General features: G+C 38.1%; 25 protein-coding genes. 19 read left to right on the top strand and 6 right to left on the bottom strand.

Going from position 1 to position 23028, the window contains the following annotated elements; genetic code table 11:
- Positions 1 to 110: 110 nt before the first annotated feature.
- The 17 genes from hemA to BLT95_RS10760 all read left to right on the top strand — a co-directional run bounded on the left by hemA (position 111) and on the right by BLT95_RS10760 (position 14385).
- Positions 111 to 1367, top strand: coding sequence for a glutamyl-tRNA reductase (hemA, locus tag BLT95_RS10840; protein ID WP_089666144.1), 1257 nt, complete (start codon positions 111 to 113; stop codon positions 1365 to 1367).
- Positions 1364 to 2281: a hydroxymethylbilane synthase gene (gene hemC, locus BLT95_RS10835; protein ID WP_089666142.1), complete on the top strand. Its 918-nt coding sequence runs from the start codon at positions 1364 to 1366 to the stop codon at positions 2279 to 2281. The genes hemA and hemC overlap by 4 nt, the downstream gene beginning before the upstream one ends.
- A gap of 3 nt (positions 2282 to 2284) precedes the next feature.
- A complete protein-coding gene (locus BLT95_RS10830) occupies positions 2285 to 2935 on the top strand; it encodes a uroporphyrinogen-III synthase (RefSeq protein ID WP_089666140.1) in 651 nt (216 codons plus the stop codon).
- A gap of 14 nt (positions 2936 to 2949) precedes the next feature.
- On the top strand, positions 2950 to 3975 hold the full coding sequence (hemE, locus tag BLT95_RS10825) for a uroporphyrinogen decarboxylase (RefSeq protein WP_089666138.1): 1026 nt from the start codon (positions 2950 to 2952) through the stop codon (positions 3973 to 3975).
- A gap of 51 nt (positions 3976 to 4026) precedes the next feature.
- On the top strand, positions 4027 to 4458 hold the full coding sequence (locus BLT95_RS14335) for a hypothetical protein (protein ID WP_157718048.1): 432 nt from the start codon (positions 4027 to 4029) through the stop codon (positions 4456 to 4458).
- Positions 4459 to 4469: 11 nt separating this feature from the next.
- Positions 4470 to 5372, top strand: a complete 903-nt coding sequence (gene hemF / locus BLT95_RS10815; RefSeq protein ID WP_089666135.1) for an oxygen-dependent coproporphyrinogen oxidase — start codon at positions 4470 to 4472, stop codon at positions 5370 to 5372.
- A gap of 21 nt (positions 5373 to 5393) precedes the next feature.
- On the top strand, positions 5394 to 6383 hold the full coding sequence (gene hemB, locus BLT95_RS10810) for a porphobilinogen synthase (protein ID WP_089666133.1): 990 nt from the start codon (positions 5394 to 5396) through the stop codon (positions 6381 to 6383).
- Between the two features lie 62 nt (positions 6384 to 6445).
- Positions 6446 to 6802: a hypothetical protein gene (locus BLT95_RS10805; protein ID WP_089666131.1), complete on the top strand. Its 357-nt coding sequence runs from the start codon at positions 6446 to 6448 to the stop codon at positions 6800 to 6802.
- Between the two features lie 90 nt (positions 6803 to 6892).
- Positions 6893 to 7369 (top strand): hypothetical protein, encoded by a 477-nt coding sequence (locus BLT95_RS10800; protein ID WP_157718047.1) that lies wholly within the window; start codon positions 6893 to 6895, stop codon positions 7367 to 7369.
- A gap of 129 nt (positions 7370 to 7498) precedes the next feature.
- Positions 7499 to 8623 (top strand): CNNM domain-containing protein, encoded by a 1125-nt coding sequence (locus BLT95_RS10795; RefSeq protein WP_089666127.1) that lies wholly within the window; start codon positions 7499 to 7501, stop codon positions 8621 to 8623.
- Positions 8604 to 9074 carry a methylated-DNA--[protein]-cysteine S-methyltransferase gene (locus BLT95_RS10790; RefSeq protein ID WP_089666126.1) on the top strand — a complete coding sequence of 157 codons (471 nt, stop codon included), beginning with the start codon at positions 8604 to 8606 and terminating at the stop codon, positions 9072 to 9074. Before BLT95_RS10795 ends, BLT95_RS10790 begins: the two co-directional genes overlap by 20 nt.
- Positions 9075 to 9093: 19 nt before the next feature.
- On the top strand, positions 9094 to 10242 hold the full coding sequence (locus BLT95_RS10785; RefSeq protein WP_089666124.1) for a serine hydrolase: 1149 nt from the start codon (positions 9094 to 9096) through the stop codon (positions 10240 to 10242).
- Complete coding sequence (locus BLT95_RS10780) at positions 10232 to 10948, top strand: 3'-5' exonuclease (RefSeq protein ID WP_089666123.1); 717 nt, start codon at positions 10232 to 10234, stop codon at positions 10946 to 10948. Before BLT95_RS10785 ends, BLT95_RS10780 begins: the two co-directional genes overlap by 11 nt.
- A 192-nt stretch (positions 10949 to 11140) precedes the next feature.
- Positions 11141 to 11818, top strand: a complete 678-nt coding sequence (locus tag BLT95_RS10775) for a DUF4331 family protein (protein WP_089666121.1) — start codon at positions 11141 to 11143, stop codon at positions 11816 to 11818.
- Between the two features lie 28 nt (positions 11819 to 11846).
- Positions 11847 to 12542, top strand: coding sequence for a DUF4331 family protein (locus BLT95_RS10770; RefSeq protein WP_089666119.1), 696 nt, complete (start codon positions 11847 to 11849; stop codon positions 12540 to 12542).
- 61 nt (positions 12543 to 12603) lie between these two features.
- The gene (locus BLT95_RS10765; RefSeq protein ID WP_089666117.1) at positions 12604 to 13890 is read left to right on the top strand and encodes a hypothetical protein; all 1287 of its coding nucleotides are present in this window, start codon (positions 12604 to 12606) and stop codon (positions 13888 to 13890) included.
- 135 nt (positions 13891 to 14025) lie between these two features.
- The gene (locus BLT95_RS10760; RefSeq protein ID WP_089666115.1) at positions 14026 to 14385 is read left to right on the top strand and encodes a DUF6616 family protein; all 360 of its coding nucleotides are present in this window, start codon (positions 14026 to 14028) and stop codon (positions 14383 to 14385) included.
- A gap of 139 nt (positions 14386 to 14524) precedes the next feature.
- On the opposite strand, the gene BLT95_RS10755 is transcribed toward BLT95_RS10760, so the two are convergent.
- From BLT95_RS10755 to BLT95_RS10730, 6 genes are all read right to left on the bottom strand, one after another.
- The gene (locus BLT95_RS10755) at positions 14525 to 15184 is read right to left on the bottom strand and encodes a CoA transferase subunit B (RefSeq protein ID WP_089666113.1); all 660 of its coding nucleotides are present in this window, start codon (positions 15182 to 15184) and stop codon (positions 14525 to 14527) included.
- A 2-nt stretch (positions 15185 to 15186) separates the two neighbouring features.
- On the bottom strand, positions 15187 to 15888 hold the full coding sequence (locus BLT95_RS10750; protein WP_089666111.1) for a CoA transferase subunit A: 702 nt from the start codon (positions 15886 to 15888) through the stop codon (positions 15187 to 15189).
- Between the two features lie 107 nt (positions 15889 to 15995).
- Positions 15996 to 18308, bottom strand: a complete 2313-nt coding sequence (locus tag BLT95_RS10745; RefSeq protein ID WP_089666109.1) for a transglycosylase domain-containing protein — start codon at positions 18306 to 18308, stop codon at positions 15996 to 15998.
- Between the two features lie 14 nt (positions 18309 to 18322).
- Positions 18323 to 18811 (bottom strand): gliding motility lipoprotein GldH, encoded by a 489-nt coding sequence (locus BLT95_RS10740; protein ID WP_089666108.1) that lies wholly within the window; start codon positions 18809 to 18811, stop codon positions 18323 to 18325.
- Positions 18804 to 19982, bottom strand: a complete 1179-nt coding sequence (ricT, locus tag BLT95_RS10735) for a regulatory iron-sulfur-containing complex subunit RicT (protein WP_089666106.1) — start codon at positions 19980 to 19982, stop codon at positions 18804 to 18806. The genes BLT95_RS10740 and ricT overlap by 8 nt, the downstream gene beginning before the upstream one ends.
- Before the next feature lie 208 nt (positions 19983 to 20190).
- Positions 20191 to 21222, bottom strand: a complete 1032-nt coding sequence (locus BLT95_RS10730) for a rhodanese-related sulfurtransferase (RefSeq protein WP_089666105.1) — start codon at positions 21220 to 21222, stop codon at positions 20191 to 20193.
- Between the two features lie 235 nt (positions 21223 to 21457).
- Between BLT95_RS10730 and recA the strand changes: the two genes are divergently transcribed.
- Positions 21458 to 22471, top strand: a complete 1014-nt coding sequence (gene recA / locus BLT95_RS10725; protein ID WP_089666103.1) for a recombinase RecA — start codon at positions 21458 to 21460, stop codon at positions 22469 to 22471.
- 87 nt (positions 22472 to 22558) lie between these two features.
- Complete coding sequence (locus BLT95_RS10720) at positions 22559 to 23005, top strand: hypothetical protein (protein ID WP_157718046.1); 447 nt, start codon at positions 22559 to 22561, stop codon at positions 23003 to 23005.
- The last annotated feature ends 23 nt before the right edge of the window (positions 23006 to 23028 follow it).

Genomic DNA, 23028 nt, shown 5'->3' with positions numbered 1-23028 from the left:
AGTCTTAATTTCATGATAATTATCACCTATCGACACATTTAGTGCCTCCAGCGTTATTTTTTGATTTAGCCTTGTCCTATTTTTGCAAGCGTATCCACCTAAACCGATACATGGAAGATTATCACATTTCTAGAGGAAAGCATTTTTACACGATAGGTTTAAGTTACAAAAAAGCCGATGCGGAGATCAGGGGTCATTTTAGCCTTGATGAAGCTTCTAAACAAAGGCTTCTTGAACAGGCCAAAGACGAAGGTATTGACGGTATTTTAGCAACTTCCACCTGTAACCGTACTGAAATTTACGGTTTTGCCCAGCATCCATTTCAGCTTATCAAATTACTTTGTGAACATACTCACGGTACCGTTGAAGAGTTTGAAAAAGTTGCCTACGTTTATAAAAACAAACAGGCAATTTCTCATATTTTCAAGGTAGGTACCGGGCTGGATAGCCAGATTCTGGGAGATTTCGAAATTATTAGTCAGCTTAAGATCGCATTTGTTAGATCTAAAAAGCTTGGTTTGGTCAATGCATTCTTAGAGCGCCTGGTTAATGCAGTAATCCAGGCAAGTAAACGCATAAAGAACGAAACGGAGATCTCCAGCGGAGCGACTTCAGTTTCATTTGCTTCTGTACAGTATATACTTAAGCATATAGAAAATGTTTCAGAAAAAAACATTTTGCTCTTCGGGACCGGGAAAATTGGCAGAAATACCTGTGAAAACCTGGTAAAACACACTCGCAATAATCATATCACACTTATTAACCGAACTAAAGACAAAGCTGAAAAGATCGCTGGAAAGTTCAATCTTATTGTAAAGGATTATGCAGATTTACAGGCAGAAATAAGAAACAGTGATATTTTAATTGTCGCTACAGGTGCTCAAAATCCCACCATCTCCAAAGAGCTTATCTATCCAAAAAAAGAATTACTGGTGCTGGATCTGTCAATTCCTAAAAATGTTTCAGATGATGTTGATGAACTGGAAAATGTAAAACTCATTCATTTAGATCATCTTTCACAGATGACCGATGAAACCCTGGAAAGACGCAAACAGTTCATCCCACAGGCAAAGGAAATTATTACAGAAGTTGAAAACGACTTCAACCAGTGGCTGGAAACCAGGAAATTTGCCCCCACCATTAAAGCTTTAAAGAAGAAGCTGAAGATGATGAAAGATGATGAACTCGATTTTCAGCGCAGGAAAATAACCGATTTCAACGATGAACAGGCAGAAATTGTGAGCAACAGGATCATTCAAAAGATCATGAAGCACTTTGCCAATCATCTAAAAGGAGATACGGAAACTACCGATGAAAGCCTTGAACTTATTCAAAAAGTCTTTCAACTTGAAGAAGTTAGAAAATGAGCAAAGTAATTAGAATTGGTACGCGAGACAGCGAATTGGCACTATGGCAAGCGAAAACCGTTCAAAAAGCTCTTGAAAAAACCGGACATCAAACCGAACTGGTTCCTGTAAAATCTACTGGCGATCTTAATCTGGACCAGCCTTTATATGAAATGGGCATTACGGGAATATTTACCAAAACTCTGGATGTCGCTATGATAAAAGGTGAGGTGGATATCGCAGTTCATTCTATGAAAGATGTCCCAACAGCACTTCCAAAAGGAATTGTAGAGGGTGCTGTGATGAAAAGAGCCAGCAATAAAGATATTTTAGTTCATAAGGGAGTAGAAATCCTCGAATCTGAAACCGGGACTATTGCCACCGGAAGCCTTCGACGAAAAGCCCAATGGCTTCATAAATATTCAAACCATAAAGTAGTGGATCTTCGGGGGAATGTAAATACCCGTATGCAGAAACTCCATGATAATACCTGGAATGGAGCTATTTTCGCCGCTGCCGGACTGGAAAGAATTGAAATAAAACCTGAAAATTTTATTGATCTAAACTGGATGATTCCTGCTCCCGCACAAGGTGCCATGCTCATTGTAGCTATGGAAGAAGATTCTTACTGCCGGGAAGCCCTTTCTTTGCTAAATCATAAAGAATCCCAGATTTGTGTGCACATAGAACGTGAATTTTTGAAAACTTTGGAAGGTGGATGCACAGCCCCCATTGGAGCACTGGCCAGGAAAGTTAATAACCATATTCATTTTCACGGAGCACTTTTTAGTCTTGATGGGAAAAAGAAAATTGAAGTAGAAAGAGCTCTTCCCGTAGATGAAATTAAAAATATGGGGAAAGAATGTGCACAGGAAATTCTAAATAATGGCGGTAGTGATTTGATGAAAACAATCAAATCAATTCTAAATAATTGATCTATGCCTACTGTGCTTTCCACAAAAAAGCTGGCTGTTAACCAAAAGGAGTTATTGTTGAATAGCGGAATTGGATTCGTAGAATATGACGCTATTTCCATAAAATTCATTGATTTCGATCTAAAAAAAGAAGCTGTTGAGAATGCTATTTTCACCAGTAAGAATTCGGTAAAGGCAATTGCTGAAAAACCTTTTGAAATAAAGAATTGTTTCTGCGTTGGAGATAAAACCTCAGTACTACTTGAAGAAAAAGGCTATTTGGTAGTAGAAAGGGCCGAAAATTCAAGAGATCTGGCGCAAAAAATAATTCAGAAGCATAACAATAAGCAATTCCATTTTTTCTGCGGAAATATGCGAAGAGAAGAATTGCCTCAGTTATTAAACAAGAATGGCATTCAGCTTTCTGAAACTATGGTGTACGAAACATCCATGAATTCTAAGAGGTTTGAATCTGATTTTGACGGAATCCTGTTTTTTAGTCCGAGTGCTGTTCAAAGTTTTACAAAAGAAAATAAAATAAATTCCATTGCCTTTTGCATTGGAGAAACCACGGCTAATGAAGTAATGAAACATTCAGAAAATATCATTATAGCTTCAAAACCAACGATAGAGAATGTGATCGTAAAAGTGGTCTCAAATTTAAAGAATAAATAAAAATTCCTCAGGAAATGATAAAGAACGACCTGTTATTAAAAGCATTAAAAGGAGAATCTGTAGAACGTCCACCGGTTTGGATGATGAGACAGGCAGGTAGATACTTGCCAGATTTCATGAAATTAAAGGAGAAATACGATTTCTTCACCCGTTGTAGAACTCCAGAGCTGGCTACAGAAATTACCGTAATGCCTATAAGACAGGTTGGCCCCGACGCTGCAATCCTTTTTAGTGATATCCTGGTAGTGCCGCAGGCGATGAATATCGAGGTGGAAATGAAACCGGGTGTTGGACCATGGTTGCCAAACCCGATAGATTCTGCCAAAAAAGTAGAGCAGGTCATTGTACCAGATGTAAATGAGGAATTAGGCTATGTTTTTGACGCGATAAAACTCACCAAACAAGAACTGAATGATGAAGTTCCTTTAATTGGTTTCGCTGGTTCCCCCTGGACCATTTTATGCTACTGTGTACAGGGTCAGGGTTCAAAAACCTTTGATAAGGCGAAAAGATTATGTTTTATGGAGCCTATTGCTGCCCATACCCTGCTTCAAAAAATCACCGATACTACTATTGCCTATCTAAAGGAAAAAGTAAAAGCGGGAGTAGATGCTGTACAGCTATTTGACTCATGGGGTGGTTTGTTAGAACCTAAAGATTATCAGGAATTTTCCTGGAAATATATGCAACAGATCATTGATGCTTTAAAAGATGAAGTTCCGGTAATCGCTTATGGAAAAGGATGCTGGTTTGCTTTGGACAAAATGGCAAAATCTGGTGCTGCCGCGCTGGGTGTAGACTGGACCTGTGAAGCAAGAAATGCCAGGTATTTAAGTGGCGGACAGATAACGCTTCAGGGGAATTTTGATCCCGCAAGATTATATTCTAAACCTATTGAAATAAAGTATATGGTGAACGATATGATCAAGGCCTTTGGTAAAGACAGATATATCGCGAATCTTGGTCACGGAATTTTACCTGATATTCCCGTTGATAATGCCAAAGCATTCGTAGATGCGGTTAAAGAATACAAGGAGTAAGTGATCATACAAAGGCTAAAAAGTTTATCATACAAGAATCTGTTCATTTTAGTGAGTGCATTCATCTTAAAGCCTTTATACATACTCCCCACTTATAAAGCGACCAGAACCACAATTAAGATCTGTAATAACTTTTTCGGAAATAGACATCATGGAGATACCAGAGCTAATGCTTTTAGACATGCGTTATGGAATTATCTAATTTGTGAAAATTGCTACAGATCCTCAAATTCGATGGAAAATGCGATTAACTGGAGTAAAAAAATAACCGATTTACATGAAGATCTTTCGTTAAATTTAAAACTGGCAAAGGCCATGGATCTTCATAATAATAGAATAGGCCGGGAACTATTTTCAGGAAATATTCAATTCGAGGATGATGCAATTGAAAAATTAAGACAAATGGCCAAAGCCTCGATAAAAATTTCTTCTAGACAAGATATGAATTCCTTCAAAAATGAGTTGGTCTATATAGAAGATTGAAGTTTGAAAAAATGAAAGAGAAGTTTTACCAATATATACGGGAATTACAGGAGAACATTACTTCCAAACTTGAAGAAGTAGATGGAAAGGCGAAGTTTCAGGAAGATATCTGGAATCGTGAAGAAGGTGGCGGTGGAAGAACCCGCATTATTGAAAATGGTGCCGTTTTTGAAAAAGGTGGTGTAAATATTTCAGCTGTTTTTGGACCCCTCGCTCCTGCAATGCAACAATATTTTAAAGTTGGAGATGTAGATTTTTTTGCCTGCGGACTTAGTCTGGTATTGCATCCCAAAAATCCAATGGTGCCAACCGTACATGCCAATTGGAGATATTTTGAAATGTACGATAAAGATGGAACCATAATAGACCAGTGGTTTGGCGGCGGCCAGGATCTTACTCCTTATTATCTTTTTGAAGAAGATGCGCGACACTTTCACAGGATTTCCAAAAATGCCTGTACGCCACATGGCTTTTCATTATATACAGATTATAAACAAAAGTGTGATGAATACTTCTGGAATTCCCATCGTGATGAGGCCCGTGGAATTGGTGGGCTTTTCTTCGATTATTTGAAAGGCGACAGCCACATGAAAATTGATGACTGGTATCATTTTGTTACCGACGTAGGGAATTCTTTCCTTGATGCCTACATTCCAATTGTAGAAAAAAGAAAGAGCCATTCTTATACTGAAAAGAACAGGAACTGGCAGGAAATAAGACGTGGCCGTTATGTAGAATTTAACCTGGTTCATGACAAAGGAACTTTATTCGGATTAAAGACCAATGGAAGAATTGAAAGTATTCTTATGAGTCTGCCGCCACATGTACAATGGGTCTATGATCATCATCCTGATCCGGGAAGTGAAGAAGAAAAACTTCTCAAAGTCCTCAAAAACCCTGTAAATTGGGTTTAATTATAACAAAACTTAAAGAGTATGTATCCATTACGCCGCAATAGAAGACTTAGAACTAACGAGAGCATTAGATCAATGGTAAGGGAAACCATAATTTCTCCGAACGATTTTATCGTTCCCTTATTTATTGTAGAAGGAAAAAATGTAAAGGAAGAGATTGCTTCCATGCCCGGATACTTCAGATATAGTCTTGATCTTATTGAAAAAGAGATCAAAGAGCTCTGGAACATGGGTCTCAAATCTGTTTTGCTTTTTGTAAAAGTTTCTGAAGAGCTTAAGGATAATGCAGGAAAAGAGGCTATTAACTCTGGAGGCCTGATGCAACGCGCGGTGAAAACTGTAAAAAATGCCGCTCCCGAAATGATCGTGATGACCGATGTGGCTCTCGATCCTTATTCGGCGTATGGTCATGACGGAATTATTGCTGACGGTAAAATCCTAAATGATGATACCACCGCTATTCTCTCTGAAATGGCTCTTTCCCATGCAAAATCTGGAGCCGATTTTGTTGCGCCTAGCGACATGATGGATGGCAGAATTTTTGAAATTAGAAGTTTATTGGAAGATGAAGGTTTTCATGATACTGGAATCATGAGCTATTCTGCGAAATATGCTTCCGCATTTTACGGTCCGTTTAGAGATGCTTTGGATTCTGCCCCGGTAGATGCTGAGAATATTCCTAAAGATAAAAAGACCTACCAGATGGATCCTTCCAATAGAGATGAAGCCATTAGGGAAACTCTTATGGATGTTGAGGAAGGAGCAGATATCGTAATGGTAAAACCTGGATTATGTTATCTGGATATTGTTAGGGATATAAAGAACGTGGTAAATGTCCCCGTAGCTGTATATCAGGTGAGTGGTGAATATGCGATGATCAAGGCGGCTTCAGAAAAGGGCTGGTTAGATCATGATGCTGTGGTGCTGGAACAGTTAACAGCTATTAAACGCGCAGGAGCCAATATGATCGCTTCTTATTTTGCTAAGGAAGCGGTAAAATTAATTTCCTGATATTCTGAAAAATATAACTAAATTTTTCAGCTGCCAGTTTGTTTTCTCAGTACGTTTGTGATGTGAAAACAAGAAACCATTTCCTTTTCGGTTTTTTCTTGCTGCAAGTATTATTTCTAACTTCAGCCACCAGCACTTTCGCCTATCCTCAAGCTCCCTTAGATCTTGACTCCAGGCAGGGAGAATTTTTGAAGACAGATCTAAACAAAAAAGCGGTGATTATAGAGGAGCGCTTATCTGAAGCCTCTTTTCAATTTTCTGCTGAAGATGAAACTAACACTTTTTACTCATTTTCAGACTTACTATCAGCAACTGATCAGCTATCAACTTATTCTGAAAACAAATTGTCTTCAGAATATAAGCTTAACATCAGAAATCTCCTTAAAACTCAGCTTTTTCCATTCCATTCTTTCTGGTAATTAAATAGATTTTCAGCTTTTACAAGCAAAAAATAATCCTCAGCACTACTGCAACAGGAACTCTATTCGATTACCTTAAATAATTACAAAATGGATAAATCATCATTAATGATAGGAATGTTGCTACTGATAGTTTTTATGTTCCCGATACTTTACGTGATACTAAAACAAAAAGCGACAGAAAGTAAAATTAAAAAAGAACTGGACAAAATAGCTCTGAAAAACGGACTTAAATTAGATAAATTTGAAACTTTTGGTCATCTAAGCCTTGGTCTGGACAGTTCACAAAAAAAGCTTGTGATCATAGATCCCAAAGCCATTATAGATCATGAAGTTATAGATCTTAAAAAAGTAAGCCAGGTTCGTTTGGCTAAAAAGATCTTAAAACAAGAATTTTCTAAAGAAAGAATCATTCACTTAGGACTTGAGATAGTTGAAAAAAATTCATCTAAGATCACTGAAATTATTTTTTACGACGAAGATGATTATGAGAGTATAGATGCTGAGATTCGTTTACACAACGCTAAAGAATGGGATGATCTTCTTCAAAAAAGCCTTGCGTTTTAATGTTTAGTGAATCAGTTTTAGAAAGCCTTCATTTAAAATAGAAGGCTTTTTAATTCCCTTTTATCATTTCTTTGTAAAAAAATGCTTTAAGAATATATAAATTAGCCAGTCTAACAGTCAATTAAGCATATGGGCTTATTAATTATTTTTGCCGTATTATCAATATTCTTTTCTTTTATGTGCTCCATTCTGGAAGCCGCATTATTGAGTATCACCCCCTCATATATAAAGATCAAAAAGAAAGAGGGCAAAGCATTTGCAAATGAACTTGCGCACTTAAAGCAGGATATAGACAAACCTTTAATAGCCATCCTCACCATTAACACAATTGCGCATACCGTAGGAGCAATTCTAGTAGGGGTGCAGGCTGAAAAAACATTTGGGGATGGCGGAAATTCTGTTGGAATCGTTTCAGCCTTGATGACGCTTGCCATATTGGTACTTTCAGAAATTATTCCGAAAACAATTGGTGCTACCTACTGGCAATCCCTGGGAAATTTCACTGCCAAGGCTTTAAATATGATGATTTTCCCATTAAAATATACCGGGATTCTCTGGCTATTGATGCTTACAACAAAGCTGATTGGAAAATCTGCCCATGTAAGCACTATGAGTAAAGAGGAGTTTGCAGCCATTACTGATGCTGCCGAGGAAGATGGTGTTTTCGAGGAAAGTGAAACGACTGTTATTAAGAATCTACTTGTATTCAAATCTGTAGAAGCTAAAGATGTGATGACGCCATTTTCAGTAGCAATTACTGAAGATGAAAGTATGTCTCTGGAAGATTTTCATCAAAACCACAGGAATTTGAAATTTTCAAGGATCCCTGTGTACAAAGACAAATCTAATAATGTATCAGGATTTATTTTAAAAGATGATGTTCTCGAGGAGATGATCGATGAAAAGGGACAACAGCCTTTAAGCAGCATCAAAAGAGACATTCTTGTTACCAAAGACAACACACCAATCCCTGAACTTTTTGAAATTTTTGTTCAGAAAAGAGCTCATATTTCTATGATTGTAGATGAATTTGGGAACGTGACCGGGATAGTCACCATGGAAGATATCATTGAGACATTACTGGGCCTCGAAATCATGGATGAGAGCGACAGCGTGGAAGATATGCAGATGCTGGCACGGAAAAACTGGGAAAGACGTGCAAAACGCCTTGGATTGATCCAGAGAAAACAGGATCAGGAAACCGAAACTATTCCAGAGAAAGAAGAAAACACAAATGAAGAAAGCAAGAATTAAAACACCTCTTGGAATTGCCGAACTATGTGGGGATGAAAATGGACTTGCTTCAGTAAAAGTTTTGGACAAAGGCAGTATTTCATCAGAAATTCCTGCTGAATTAAAATTGGCAACTCAACAGCTCCAGGGATTCTTCAACAGAGCATTGAAAGATTTTGATCTTAAACTTAATCCTCAGGGAACCGATTTTCAGAAAAGAGTCTGGAAAGAACTTTTAGAGATCCCTTATGGAACTACCACTTCTTATCTAGAATTATCACGAAAACTTGGGGATGAAAAAGCAATTCGAGCTGTAGCAGCCGCAAATGGAAAAAACCCTTTATGGATCATCGTTCCCTGCCACAGGGTAATAGGAAGTGATGGTTCTTTAACGGGTTATGCCGGAGGTTTACACCGCAAAAAGTGGTTGCTCGATCTTGAAAATCCACCAAAACAGCAGAGTCTGTTCTAAAAATAAGTATTTTAATCAGATGAAAAAGCTATTAAAAGCCATTTTATTTTTTATCGGATTTCTAATTTTTGCCTCGCTCATATTATATATTTTGGGCTTTGGTTATATTTTTAAGGCTGTTAATACCACCTATCTCACAGGGCACAAAACTGCCTTTATAGATGACCATCCATATTTTGACAATCATGTTATACAGAATTCAGAAAATATACAGGAATGGGCTTTTGCAGAAGCTTATAACCAAACCGAAGCGACCTCTACATTAGACAGTTTACACAACGAACTTGAAACCGCCGCTTTTTTAATAATCAAGAAAGACAGTATCTGGTTTGAGAAGTATTATAATGGGTATAATGAGAAATCAAAGACAAATTCCTTCTCAATGGCAAAAAGTTTGGTCACTGCTTTGATGTTTAAAGCTATTCAGGATGGACATCTGGAAAATATAAATCAGCCGGTAGGAGATTTCTTCCCTCAGTTTGACAAAGAACTAACAATTGGTGATCTAGCATCCATGTCATCTGGTCTAAACTGGAACGAAAATTATTACAATCCGTTTGCTTCTACCGCCAGGGCATATTTCGACGAAAATATCAGGGAACAGATCCTGGAATTAGAAGTGATCGAAAAGCCAGGAAAAGAATTTAAATATCTCAGTGGGAATACACAGTTACTGGGAATGGTACTGGAAAAAGCGACTGGAAAAAGTCTAAGTAACTATTTGAGCGAGAGTTTCTGGAAGCCTCTGGGAATGAATGATGATGCCTTATGGCAACTGGACAGCGAAGCTTCGGGCATGGAAAAAGCATATTGCTGTATTTCCAGTAACGCGAGAAATTTCGCGAAATTCGGTAAGCTATTTATCAATAATGGAACATGGAATGGGAAACAGCTCCTTGATTCAGCTTATATCGCCAAAGCATCTATACCCAGGTTTAAAACCACCCCGTATTATGGATATGGTTTTTGGTTAAGTGATCATCTGGATAAGGAAATCTTCTACATGCGTGGTGTTTTAGGCCAATACGTTATTATAGTTCCTGAAGATGACCTGGTAATAGTGAGACTTGGCAGAAAACTTATTAGGAGCACCAATGGTGATAAACACTACAAAGACTTTTATATGTATATTGATGAGGCTTATAAAATGTTAGACGATGCTTCATAAACTTCACCTGGAAAATGTCCTTTTTCTGGACATAGAGACCGTTCCTGAATTCAGGAATTTTTCTGAATTAGACGATGAAAAGAAACTCCTCTGGGAAGAGAAGTCAAGATATCAACGTAAAGAGGATTATACGGCCGAAGAATTCTACGAAAGAGCAGGGATCTGGAGCGAATTTGGTAAAATCGTTTGTATTTCGGTAGGGTTTTTCAGTTTTAGAAATGATAAAAGAAGCTTCCGGCTTACCAGTTTTAAAGGCGAAGAAGAAAAACTGCTAAGGGATTTTACGGCTTTACTTGAAGAATATTTTTTTCAGCCAAATCATCTCCTCTGTGCGCACAATGGGAAAGAATTTGATTTTCCATATATCGCCCGGCGGATTCTCATTCACAATATGCGCTTACCTTCTAAACTAAATTTATTCGGAAAAAAACCCTGGGAAGTACCTCATCTTGATACGTTGGAATTATGGAAATTTGGCGATTACAAACATTATACTTCTCTCAAGCTATTAACTCACGTTCTGGGAATCCCTTCACCTAAAGAGGATATAGACGGTTCTATGGTTAGAACGGTCTATTACGAAAAAGGAGAAATAGACCGAATTGTGGAATATTGCGAACGGGATGTCCTCGCCATTGCGCAGGTAATATTAAGATTACGGCAGGAAGATTTGCTCAACGAATCTGAAATAATTTCAGTAGAATAAGACTCCCCGTACATATTTTTTAAGTGGCTCTACTCCCTTCTATTAGAACCTGGGGATGTGATTTCCTAACTTTCATTCCTATCCTTTAACATAAGCTTAACTAGCGCAACAGAACCAACCTCTAGCCTGAAGCGTAAATAGAATACAAAAGAAAACTAAATAAAAGTTTTCAAATTTAAATTTACAGATCTTATGAAAAAAATTAAACTTTTTACCGCGCTGGGAGTAGCTATTGCAGCAGTGATTTTTATTGCGGCAGACCACGTTGATGCTCCAGGGGTTGCAGGCTCTTCGGCAGATATTGCCGATTTTTATGCCTTTGAACCCACTACAGGCTCGGACAACACGGTCTTTATCGTTGACGTTCAATCTAACGTGTTACCAGATCTTACATATGGCTCTTTTGACGAGGATGTTCTTGTTGAGATTAACATAGACCTTGATGGGGATCTAGTCGAAGACCAGGTGATACAAGCTATTCCAAGAGACGGAATGATGTATTTCTTTGGTCCGTTTAGTCCTTCTTCAACAGGCCTAAGCAGCGAAGTGAATGTTGATGCTGCCTTAGGAAGTGTTGAAATCTCCTCAAATTCAGCAATTACAGAAACTACCTCAAATGGTGTATCTCTATTTGCTGGACCAAGACAGGATGCTTTTTACTTTGACTTTGTTAGGTTTAATGAAGTTGTAGCTCCATCTGCAGAAGATAATTCTGGATTTAATGTTCCGGGAACAGATACGTTTGATGGTGCCAACACACTATCTATTGTTGTTGAAATACCAAACTCTTTACTTGGAACTCCAACCGCTCAAAATGTAATTGGAGTACCGGTTTATAAAACATGGGTGACAACAAATAGAAAACAATAATCTGAACAATAAAATAAATTATATAATTATGAAAATACGCAATATAAATATCCTCTTCGCTGGTTTATTCCTTAGTATACTCACTGTAGGATGTAGTGACGACGATGATTTTATGACTACCACTCCCCCAATTTCTACAGAAATAGATTTTAGTGGTAATTACAGCCAGGTAGACCATATAGGAAGACCCGGGATAAATACTGTATTGAGTAGCAGTGCTGAAATAAAGAATATGCATAACACTACTATCCCTTCCCAAATGCAGTCTGCTTTCCAGGCTTCATTTGAAACTCAACTAGAAGGTTTACATGATGCATATGCTATAGCTCTTGGCGCAGATCCTGCAGATATCAATTTTGAACCAAATATTCTTGGTGATATCCTAAACGGACCTGAACCTACTTCAATGGATAATCCCAATCCTGTTTCTGCGACTGTTTTAACTACAGTACTTGCATCAGATGTTTTAGAAGTAGCTCCAGATGCACCAACGACCTATTTTAACCCGGGCAGCGGTGCTCCATCTTTTGAAGGTGCTATCGGTTTTACAGGTAGAACCTTACAGGATGATGTTATAGATATTTCGCTTATCCTATTATTCGGTGGGGAAACAGGAGCTCGTTTTAACGGTGAGGGTGGATTACCCCAACTGGTAACCGATGGTGTAGCTTTAACTGCAGATAATATTTCTTCAGACTTTCCATATATTGGAGCACCTGAATAATTACTGAAACAATATAAAAAAGCCCTGTAAAAAGGGCTTTTTTGTACCCAATACTCAAATTATGAAAATCAATATTTCCTTACTTATCCTTTTGCTTGTCATTGTAGGGTGTTCCAATAATTCCTCTACCGAAACAAAGGTTTCCAATCCTGAAGATTACAATACTTATCTGGCTAATTATGAGGTGAAAACTACCTCTCCTTATTTTGAGTTGTGGAATTCAAAAATCACAGAAGACAGCATACAATTACCAAGTTTTACTGCTGTTGCAGGGCAATATAATCTCTTCTTTGAATCTACAGGGGAAATAGAGTATCTGAAAAAAGCTGAAAAATCATTGGAAAAGGCAGTTGAAATCGCCAATATAGATAACGAGAAATATTATAGCTCGCTTGCAAGAAACTACATTTCTCAACATAGGTTTAAAGAGGCTAAAAAGTTTGCTGATTCTGCAATAGCTATGGGTCACGAAATCACTGCCTATCAACATTTACTTTTTGATGTATATATGGAACTTGGAAATTACAAGGAAGCCGATAGCATCCTTAAACTCTTTGCCGATCCTTATGATTTTGGTTATATGATAAGAGCCGCAAAATGGAATGACTACGACGGAAAACTTGATCGTACGATCATGTTCATGGAAAAAGCTAAAGAAAAAGCAGAAGCCAGTAAGAATCGTGATTTATTACTTTGGGTATATTCCAATCTCGCTGATTATTACGGACATGCAGGCAGGATCGAGGATAGTTACAATCACTATCTCAAAACCCTTGAAATAGAGCCTTCAAATGCCTATGCTAAAAAGGGAATTGCCTGGATTATTTATTCTCATGAAGATAATCCCAAGGAGGCACAACGTATTCTGGATTCAATATTAAAAGGGCACAATTCACCTGACATACATCTTCTGAAGGCTGAAATAGCTGAATACAATAATAATGAAGAGTTAAAGAAAGAATCGATGGATAATTTCTGGAAACTTGCAGATAAAGACCAGTACGGGGCAATGTATAATACCTACAAGATAGAGCTATATTCTAATGATTCTAAAAATACAGGTAAAGCATTGGAGCTAGCTGAGAATGAGGTGAAGAATCGCGCAACTCCAGAAACCTATCAGTTGCTTGCCTTAGTAAATTTAAAGGCCGGAAATAAAGAAAAAGCACTCGAAATTATAAATACCAGGGTTGTAAATAAGACCTATGAACCGGCAGCCATTTTTACCACAGCTAAAATCTACAAGGCTAATAATATGCAGGATAAAGTAAATAGCCTTAAGAAAGAATTAATGGATGCGGGATATGAATTGGGACCAGTAACACTTGCCGAAATCCGGTCACTATAGGCAGATAAATAAATATTTAAAATCCGTACTGCATTCTATTCCAGTCAACTTATAAGGAAATATTAAGATTTTCTTCTATTTTGTGTATTACCTTTAAGTGATAAAAACAGTTTTTTAATCAAAAAAATCGACAATATGTATTTATATATTGAAATGTGGAACGTCACTACAAAATGGATGAAACTCGGAAAAGAAGAAAGAAGGAAGTTGATGAGTGATATGCAAAACCGGGTAAAAAACATGAAAGCCAGTGGCGTGGAAAATATAGGATGGGCCAGAAATGACGAACATACCCCTTACCGTAGTGATTATCGCTATATGGCAGTTTGGAAAATGCCTTCAATAGAAGAGGTTAAAGTACTCGAAGCGAACTTAAAAAATGTGGGATGGTACGAATATTTTTCACAGGCCAACTCCAGAGGAGAAATGATCTTACAGGAAGATGCGATCGATTTTCTGGTAGATATTGAAGAAAATTCGACTTCGATGTCATAATATAATAAAAAGAGGACTGAAAAGTCGTGAACATTGTCATTTCGAGGAAAGAAGCAATCTTTAAGCAATTGAGCTATTAAAAGAGATTACTTCACTCCTCGTAATGACTTTTAAATTAGACTTTATAGTCCTCTTTCTTTTAATTCAATTTCATTTCAGGAATTTCGCCCTCCACAATTAACTTTCCTTCCGTAGCATTTTGTATTTCCTCTACACTCACGCCGGGAGCTCGTTCCATTAATTTAAAACCGTCTTCAGTAACTTCCAGTACTGCAAGATTGGAAACAATTTTAGTTACACATCCCACTCCGGTTAAAGGTAGCGAACACCGCTTAAGAAGTTTAGAATCTCCAGCCTTATTGGTATGCATCATAGCCACAATGATATTCTCGGCGGAAGCCACCAGATCCATCGCCCCTCCCATACCTTTTACCATTTTTCCTGGAATTTTCCAGTTTGCGATATCTCCGTTCTCAGCTACTTCCATTGCTCCAAGAATGGTAAGGTCTACATGCTGACCTCTAATCATTCCAAAACTCATGGCTGAATCAAAGAAACTAGCTCCCGGCAACGCTGTTATTGTTTGCTTACCCGCATTAATAAGATCGGCGTCCTCTTCACCATCAAATGGAAATGGACCCATACCCAGAATTCCATTTTCACTCTGAAATTCTACCTGTATATCATCACGAACAAAATTGGCCACCAGGGTAGGAATTCCAATTCCAAGATTTACGTAATATCCATCCTTTACTTCTTTGGCTATACGTTGTGCTATTCCATTCTTGTCTAATGCCATAATTATGCTTTTTGTCTTACTGTACGTTGCTCAATTCTTTTTTCATAGTTCTTACCTTCAAAGATCCTTTGTACAAAGATTCCCGGAATGTGAATTTGATTTGGATCTAATTCACCGGGTTCTACAAGTTCTTCAACCTCAGCCACAGTGATCTTTGCTGCACCACACATTACCGGGTTAAAGTTTCTCGCTGTTCCCTTGAATATTAGATTACCGGCTTTATCTCCTTTCCAGGCTTTTACAAAAGCAAAATCGGCTTTGAAAGCTTTTTCCAAAACATACATCTTACCATCAAATTCTCTTGTTTCTTTTCCTTCCGCGACTTCAGTACCATACCCTGCAGGTGTATATATGGCAGGAAAACCCTGCTGTGCGGCCTGGCATCTCGCTGCTAAAGTACCCTGCGGAATAAGCTCTACATCAAGCTCTTCGCTTAACATTTGTTTTTCAAAAATGGCATTCTCGCCTACATAGGAGGAAACCATTTTATCAATTTGTTTCTTATGGAGTAATTGCCCGAGACCAAAATCGTCTACCCCGGCATTATTAGAAATACAGGTAAGATTCTTTGCGTTAAGTCGAACAAGTTCAGAAATCGCATTTTCAGGAATTCCGCTTAAACCGAAACCTCCAAGCATAAAGGTCATTCCGTCATTAACGCCTTCTAAAGCCTCCTGTACATTATTAACCGTTTTTATGATCATTTTTTCAGAATTTTACCCGAAAATACGAAAATAAAAATGTGGTTACAACGAAAGATGTTCGCGAATTAAAGAATAGATAAAATTAAAGCTTGTTTTTTGTGAATAACTTAAAAGTCCAGCTCATCAGGGACTGAATCATTAGTATTTTGATTCACCTTATAATTTCTGCAATCTACTTCAATACTTAGGTTTTCAGGTCGTTCAAAAACGTCCTTAGAAACCTTAAGGTCTTCGTTCTTATAGACGTCTTTCATATACATTCCCCAGATAGGTAATGCCATAGTTGCTCCCTGTCCATAGGTGATCCCGGGAAAGTGAACCGCACGATCTTCTGCTCCTACCCAAACTCCGGTAGCAAGGTTTGGAACCATCCCAATAAACCAACCATCACTCTGGTTTTGTGTAGTACCTGTTTTACCAGCAATAGGATTTTTAAAATCGTATGGATAGCCTGTAACCGCTCTCTCATAATCTAGTCTGCCCTTTGCCCAGACTCCCCTTAAGCGCACACCAGAACCGGTTTGTGTAACGCCTTCTAATAAATTAGTGGTCACATAGGCCGCTTCCTTACTTAAGACATCCCGGGTTTCCGGTACATGCTGATAAAGAACTGTTCCGTTTTTATCTTCAATACGATTCACTAAAACAGGCTTCACATATACACCCTGATTTGCAAAAGTGCTAAACGCCGAAACCATTTCGAAAAGACTGAGATCTGCTGTTCCTAATGCAATAGAAGGCACCTTTGGGATATTGGATACATCCACTCCAAGTTTTTGTGCCAGATCAATCACAGGTCCCGGACCTGTTTTATCAATCAGTCTTGCAGTAACGGTATTGACAGATTTTGCCAGTGCCTCTTTTAAAGAGATCATTCCTTCATAACCATCATTCCCGGCATTTTTAGGAGACCAGTCTTTTTGGTTTCCATGCTTCCCGGCTTCGATGGTAAATCTTGCTCTTGGTAAAGTATCACAAGGAGAAAACTTCAGCTGATCTATGGCAGTAGCATAAACAAATGGCTTAAATGTAGATCCAACCTGTCTTTTTCCCTGCTTTACGTGGTCATATTTAAAATGTTTGAAATTAGTCCCCCCAACCCAGGCTTTTACCTCGCCGGTTTGTGGCACCATAGACATCATCCCTGCCTGTAGAAAAGATTTATAGTATAAAATAGAATCTCTTGGAGTCATCACGGTATCAATGGTTCCCTTCCAGCTAAATACACGCATCTCTGCATCTTCATTGAAAGATTGCCTGATTTCTTTATCAGATTTTCCCTGAGCCTCCATTTTTTTCCACCTGGCTGAACGCTTCATCGCACTTTCTACAAGACTCTCCACCTCACTTTTATCAATATCACGGAATGGTGCCGTAGCGTTATTTTCATTTTGACGATCAAACTCTTTCTGAATATGAGAAATATGCTTTGTCACTGCATCTTCAGCATATTCCTGCATTTTAGAATCTATACTGGTATAAATTTTAAGTCCGTCTCTAAAAAGACTGTATTCAGTTCCATCTGGCTTGGGGTTTTCCTCGATCCATTCTCTCATGAACTTCTGAAGATAAGCCCTGAAATAAGTTGCCATCCCTTCATCATGACCTTCAGGAGTAAACTCGATCTTCATGGGCAATTTTTGTAGGGAATCCATTTCCTGTTCAGATAGGAATCCGTTGCGGTTCATCTGTTCAAAAACCTGATTTCTTCTGGATTTTACCAGTTCTGGTCTTCGCATGGGATTATATAAAGCTGAATTCTTAAGCATCCCTACCAATACAGCCGACTCCTCAATCTTTAGATCCCTTGGCTCTTTATCAAAATAAATTTTAGAGGCTGAACGTATTCCTACCGCCTGGTAAATAAAATCATATTTATTGAAATACATGGTGATGATCTCCTCCTTGGTGTACTGCCTTTCTAACCTGGTAGAGATCACCCATTCTTTTACTTTCTGAAAAACCCTTTCTACGTTGTTCTGAGCGACATCCTCTGTGAAAAGCTGTTTGGCCAATTGCTGCGTGATGGTACTTGCCCCTCCCCTGGTTCCCAGGTAAACTGCAGCTCTCAAAGTTCCTTTGGCATCTATTCCAGCATGCTGGTAGAAACGTTCATCTTCTGTTGCCACCAATGCCTGCACCAAATGATCTGGAAGATCTTCGTATTTTATGGGTGTTCTGTTTTCACTGTAATATTTCCCTAAGGTCTCACCATCTGAAGAAAATATTTCTGTGGCAAGATTAGTTTCGGGATTTTCAAGCTCATCAAAAGTGGGCATTTTACCAAATGCTCCCCATCCTGCGAGTAGAAATATAAAAATTGCTACAAGAATTCCTATTCCAAAAAGTGTCCAGAATCCAAGAATATACCTGCTATTACTTTCAGCAGGTTTTTTAGTTTTTTTGGGTGTGCGGGCCATTTATATCACGAAAATTAATTGTCTCTTTTTTCAATTCTGAATCCAACATCTGTGATTCCTTGCAGTTCCTGGATTCCGTTTACTTCACCATTCTTACGCATTGCCTGCTGAATGCTTACTTCGTATCTACCAGATTCCTCAAATCTTACATTCTCCTTATACCAAAGTTTGTTCTCCTTAACATCCCCAAAACCTGTACCAAGCCATTCCCCGTTTGGTTTGGACATATCGTATTCCAGAGTATCGCTTATCACCTTTCCCTGAGGGAATTTAATCTCTGTAATTAAAAAAAGGTTACTGTACTGGTAATCATTATTATTCCTAATATTTATAAATAAATTATAGGTCTTTAAAGAGTCTATATTTTTCAGTTCAAAATTAACAAGTGAATCTTTATGCCATCCTTGTATAGACTCATACTCATCAAAAACCCTGTTTTTATCACAGGATGAAAACAGGACAATTGTTAAAATCAAAGAAGAAACAGAAAAAACACTACGCATTTTTAGACTTTGAAGTATTCCCTTTATGTTTTTTTCTTTTTTTATTCTTATTTCTACGCTTGCGCTGCTGTTTAGGTCTGTCAAACCTGGTTAGACTATCCTCACTAACCGAGTTATTAAAACCTTTTTTATCGGTTTCGTCCAATTGCAGGTCTAACGCATATTCCTCTAAACTGCCAACCACTTCGTCCTTCCTGTTCTTAGCAACAATCTTGTTTGCCTGTTCCGGGGTTAATGTATGCCAGTTCATCCATTCACCTTCGTATGCGTACCAAAGAAAACCTTTAAAAATGTCAATTTTCTGACATACTGCGGTACCTTTCTTTGTCTTTAATTTAACGTCGGTTTTCGGAAAAGATTTCAAAGCTTCCAGATAAGTATCTAATTCGTAGTTTAGACAGCATTTCAACTTTCCGCATTGTCCCGCCAATTTCTGCGGATTTAAAGACAATTGCTGATATCTCGCCGCTGATGTACTTACAGATCTAAAATCGGTTAACCACGTAGAACAACAAAGTTCACGCCCGCAGGAACCAATTCCTCCCAATCTTGCAGCTTCTTGGCGCAGACCTATCTGCTTCATTTCTATACGCGTATTGAATTCTCGCGCAAATTCCTTGATTAATTGTCTGAAATCTACACGGTCTTCCGCAGTATAATAAAAAGTAGCTTTGGATGCATCTCCCTGAAACTCGATATCGCTAATTTTCATGCTTAATTTAAGCCTGATAGCGATCTGTCTCGAACGCTGCTGGATCTTTTCTTCCCTGTCACGGGCTTCCTGCCAAACATCGATATCTTTCTGGGATGCCTTCCTATAGACCTTAAGAAACTCTCCTGATGCGGGATCTTCCTTTTTCTTTTTCATCTGAACCCTTACCAGTTCACCGGTAAGACTTACAATTCCAACATCGTGACCTGGACTGGCTTCTGTAGCCACCACATCACCGATACTCAGACTTAAATTTTCAGTGTTTTTAAAGAAGTGTTTACGCCCGTTTTTAAAACGGACCTCAACAAAATCGAAAGGTTCTGTACCTCCCGGAAGAGACATATTAGAAAGCCAGTCGAAAACGGTAAGTTTATTACATCCGTCTGTTCCACAGGTTCCATTGTTCTTACATCCTTTAGGCTGACCGTCTTTCCCGGTCGAGCAACTTGTGCAAGCCATATATTATATAGATTGAGGAAGTCGCTTTTGTGCTTTCATTATACATCATTCTGTCCTGCCTTTGAGGCAATAATTGCAGAATCTCCTTCATCTTCACTGGCATTTTCAGCCGATAGCACATTTTTAAAGCACCTCCTTGAGGTTCATAAAAATTTTCAACAGTAAATATACCAATTATTAATTGGCTCTGCCATTTTAGAAAAGAAACCTATTGTTTAAACCGTAAAACCTCAGACCTCCCTTTTTTAAAGATCTTGTTGCTTGCACCTTTACCTTTTCTAAGCGCTTTTTGCTCCTCATAAGGCAATGCTGCAATTTCTTTACAGTTTTTTGAACAACAATCATTCATTTTCTCAGCGCACTCTTTACACTGAATAAACAATAAATGACATGCTTCATTCGCACAATTTACATGCGTGTCACAAGGTTTTCCGCATTGGTGACAATGTGCGATCACATCTTCAGAAATTCTTTCAGAACGACGATGATCAAACACAAAATTCTTTCCAATAAATTTATTTTCCAGCTTTTGGTTATCTACCTGGCGGGTATATTCAATAATTCCACCTTCCAGCTGATACACATTCTTAAATCCGCGATGCTTGTAATAAGCACTGGCTTTTTCACAACGAATTCCGCCGGTACAATACATCACCAGGTTCTTATCTTCCTTATGCTCCTTAAGATCTTCTTCAATGATATCCAGAGAATCTCTAAACGTATCCACATCTGGTGTAATGGCGCCCTGAAAATGACCAATTTCACTTTCATAATGATTTCTCATATCCACCAAAATTGTATTGGGATCATTGATGAGTTCGTTAAATTTTGAAGCATCTACGTGAATTCCTTTATTGGTAACGTCAAAAGTTTCATCATTCAGTCCATCTGCAACGATCTTGGTTCTAACCTTTACTTTTAGTTTCAGGAAAGACTTAATATCATGTTCTATGGCGATATTTAAACGAACATTTTCCAGAAAATAGATCTCATCGATAAATGCTTTAAATTCAGCAAACCTTTTTGCGGGTACTGAAAGTTGCGCATTAATACCTTCATGAGCCACATAAATTCTACCAAGAACATCCATCTGGTCCCAGGCAATGAATAAATGATTTCTGAATAATTCGGGGTTTCCGATCTTTGCGTAAGCATAGAAAGAGAGCGTAAGCCTGTCTTCTCCGGCTTCTTCTAAAAGGGCCTCTCTTTCTTTAGCGCTCAATTTATTGTACAGTTGCATGCTATACTAATACTTTAAGTGTTAAAGAAAATTTTTGCAAAGATAAAAAAGAAATTAAACCGCCGCGCTGGATAAAATAAAAATTAGTTTCGCTGGAATTTACTGATAATACCCTCAAAATATCAATATTCCAAAATTTTGGAATATTTCCATAAATCATCCATAATAATTATTGTATTGCAGAAAAAGTTATACTATTTTAGCAGTCCTTAATTTCACAAAAATAAACACATTCATGAGCAACGATAAAGAAAAAGAAGCGAAACTAAAGGCATTAAAGCTTACCCTGGATAAAATGGATAAAACCTATGGAAAGGGTACTGTAATGAAAATGAGTGACCAGGCGGTGGCAGATGTTGATGCTATTTCCACGGGTTCCTTAGGGCTTGATCTGGCTTTAGGTGTTGGCGGTTATCCAAGAGGAAGGGTTATTGAAATTTATGGTCCTGAATCTTCGGGTAAAACAACCCTCACACTGCATGCTATTGCTGAAGCTCAGAAAAAAGGAGGTATCGCTGCATTTATCGATGCAGAACATGCTTTTGACAGATTCTATGCTGAAAAACTGGATGTGGATATTGATAACCTGATAATTTCTCAGCCAGATAATGGTGAGCAGGCGCTGGAAATTACCGATAATCTTATTCGTTCAGGTGCTATTGATATCATTGTGATTGACTCTGTTGCCGCGCTTACACCAAAAAGTGAGATCGAAGGAGAAATGGGAGATTCTAAAATGGGGCTTCATGCCCGTTTAATGTCCCAGGCACTTAGAAAACTTACCTCTTCTATCAGCAAGACTAACTGTACGGTAATTTTCATTAACCAGTTAAGAGAAAAGATCGGGGTCATGTTTGGAAACCCTGAGACTACCACTGGTGGTAATGCTCTAAAATTTTACGCTTCGGTTAGACTGGATATTAGAAGATCTACGCAAATAAAAGACAGTTCTAATAATGTGATGGGTAACAAAACCCGTGTGAAAGTGGTAAAAAATAAGGTTGCTCCTCCATTTAAAATGGCTGAATTTGATATTATGTATGGGGAAGGAGTTTCTAAGATTGGAGAGATCATTGATATTGGAGTAGATTATGAGATCGTAAAGAAAAGCGGTTCATGGTTTAGTTATGAAGACACAAAACTAGGACAAGGACGTGACGCTGTTAAGATACTTCTAAAAGACAATCCAGACCTAATGGAAGAGCTCGAAGAAAAGATCAAAAACGCGATTAAAGCCGCTAAAGAATAACTTAAGAATCCCCGGAAGGGGATTTTTTTTTGTTTATACGCAACCTTTTCACTTCTAACGCATCTATACTACAAATGCTGATATTATATGAAAAGATTGCTATTTGCCATGATGGCTTTGCTGATGCTAGGGAGTTGTTCTGTAGATAATGACACACCAAACACAAAGTTTGAATTAGCTGAAATTACAGGAAATGATCTGCCCGATAGCTTTAGATTTGGAGAGAGTTATTCTATTAATATAGATTATGTACTTCCTTCAGAATGCAACTCTTTTGCAGGCGTAGACGCGAGAAGAGCTGGCACATCTCAAGAAGAAAGGACACAAATATATATTGGAGTAGTTACCAGAGTAAATAACAGCACTAATTGCGACGCAGGTGATACAGATATCCAGGGTTCAAGTAATTTTTCCATTTCAATCGATGCAACTGAAGATTATACTTTTTACTTTTGGACAGGAACCGATGGAAACGACCAGCCAGTATATACAGAAATAGTAGTTCCAGTAATTGAAAGAGGGGCTGGGAGTTAATCTTTTATTGAAATAATAAATAA

It is taken from the genome of Gramella sp. MAR_2010_147 (genome assembly GCF_900105135.1).
In the GTDB taxonomy this organism is placed as follows: domain Bacteria; phylum Bacteroidota; class Bacteroidia; order Flavobacteriales; family Flavobacteriaceae; genus Christiangramia.
The sequence above is the reverse complement of the archived record's forward strand: the minus strand, read 5'-3'. Positions and strand labels throughout refer to the sequence as shown.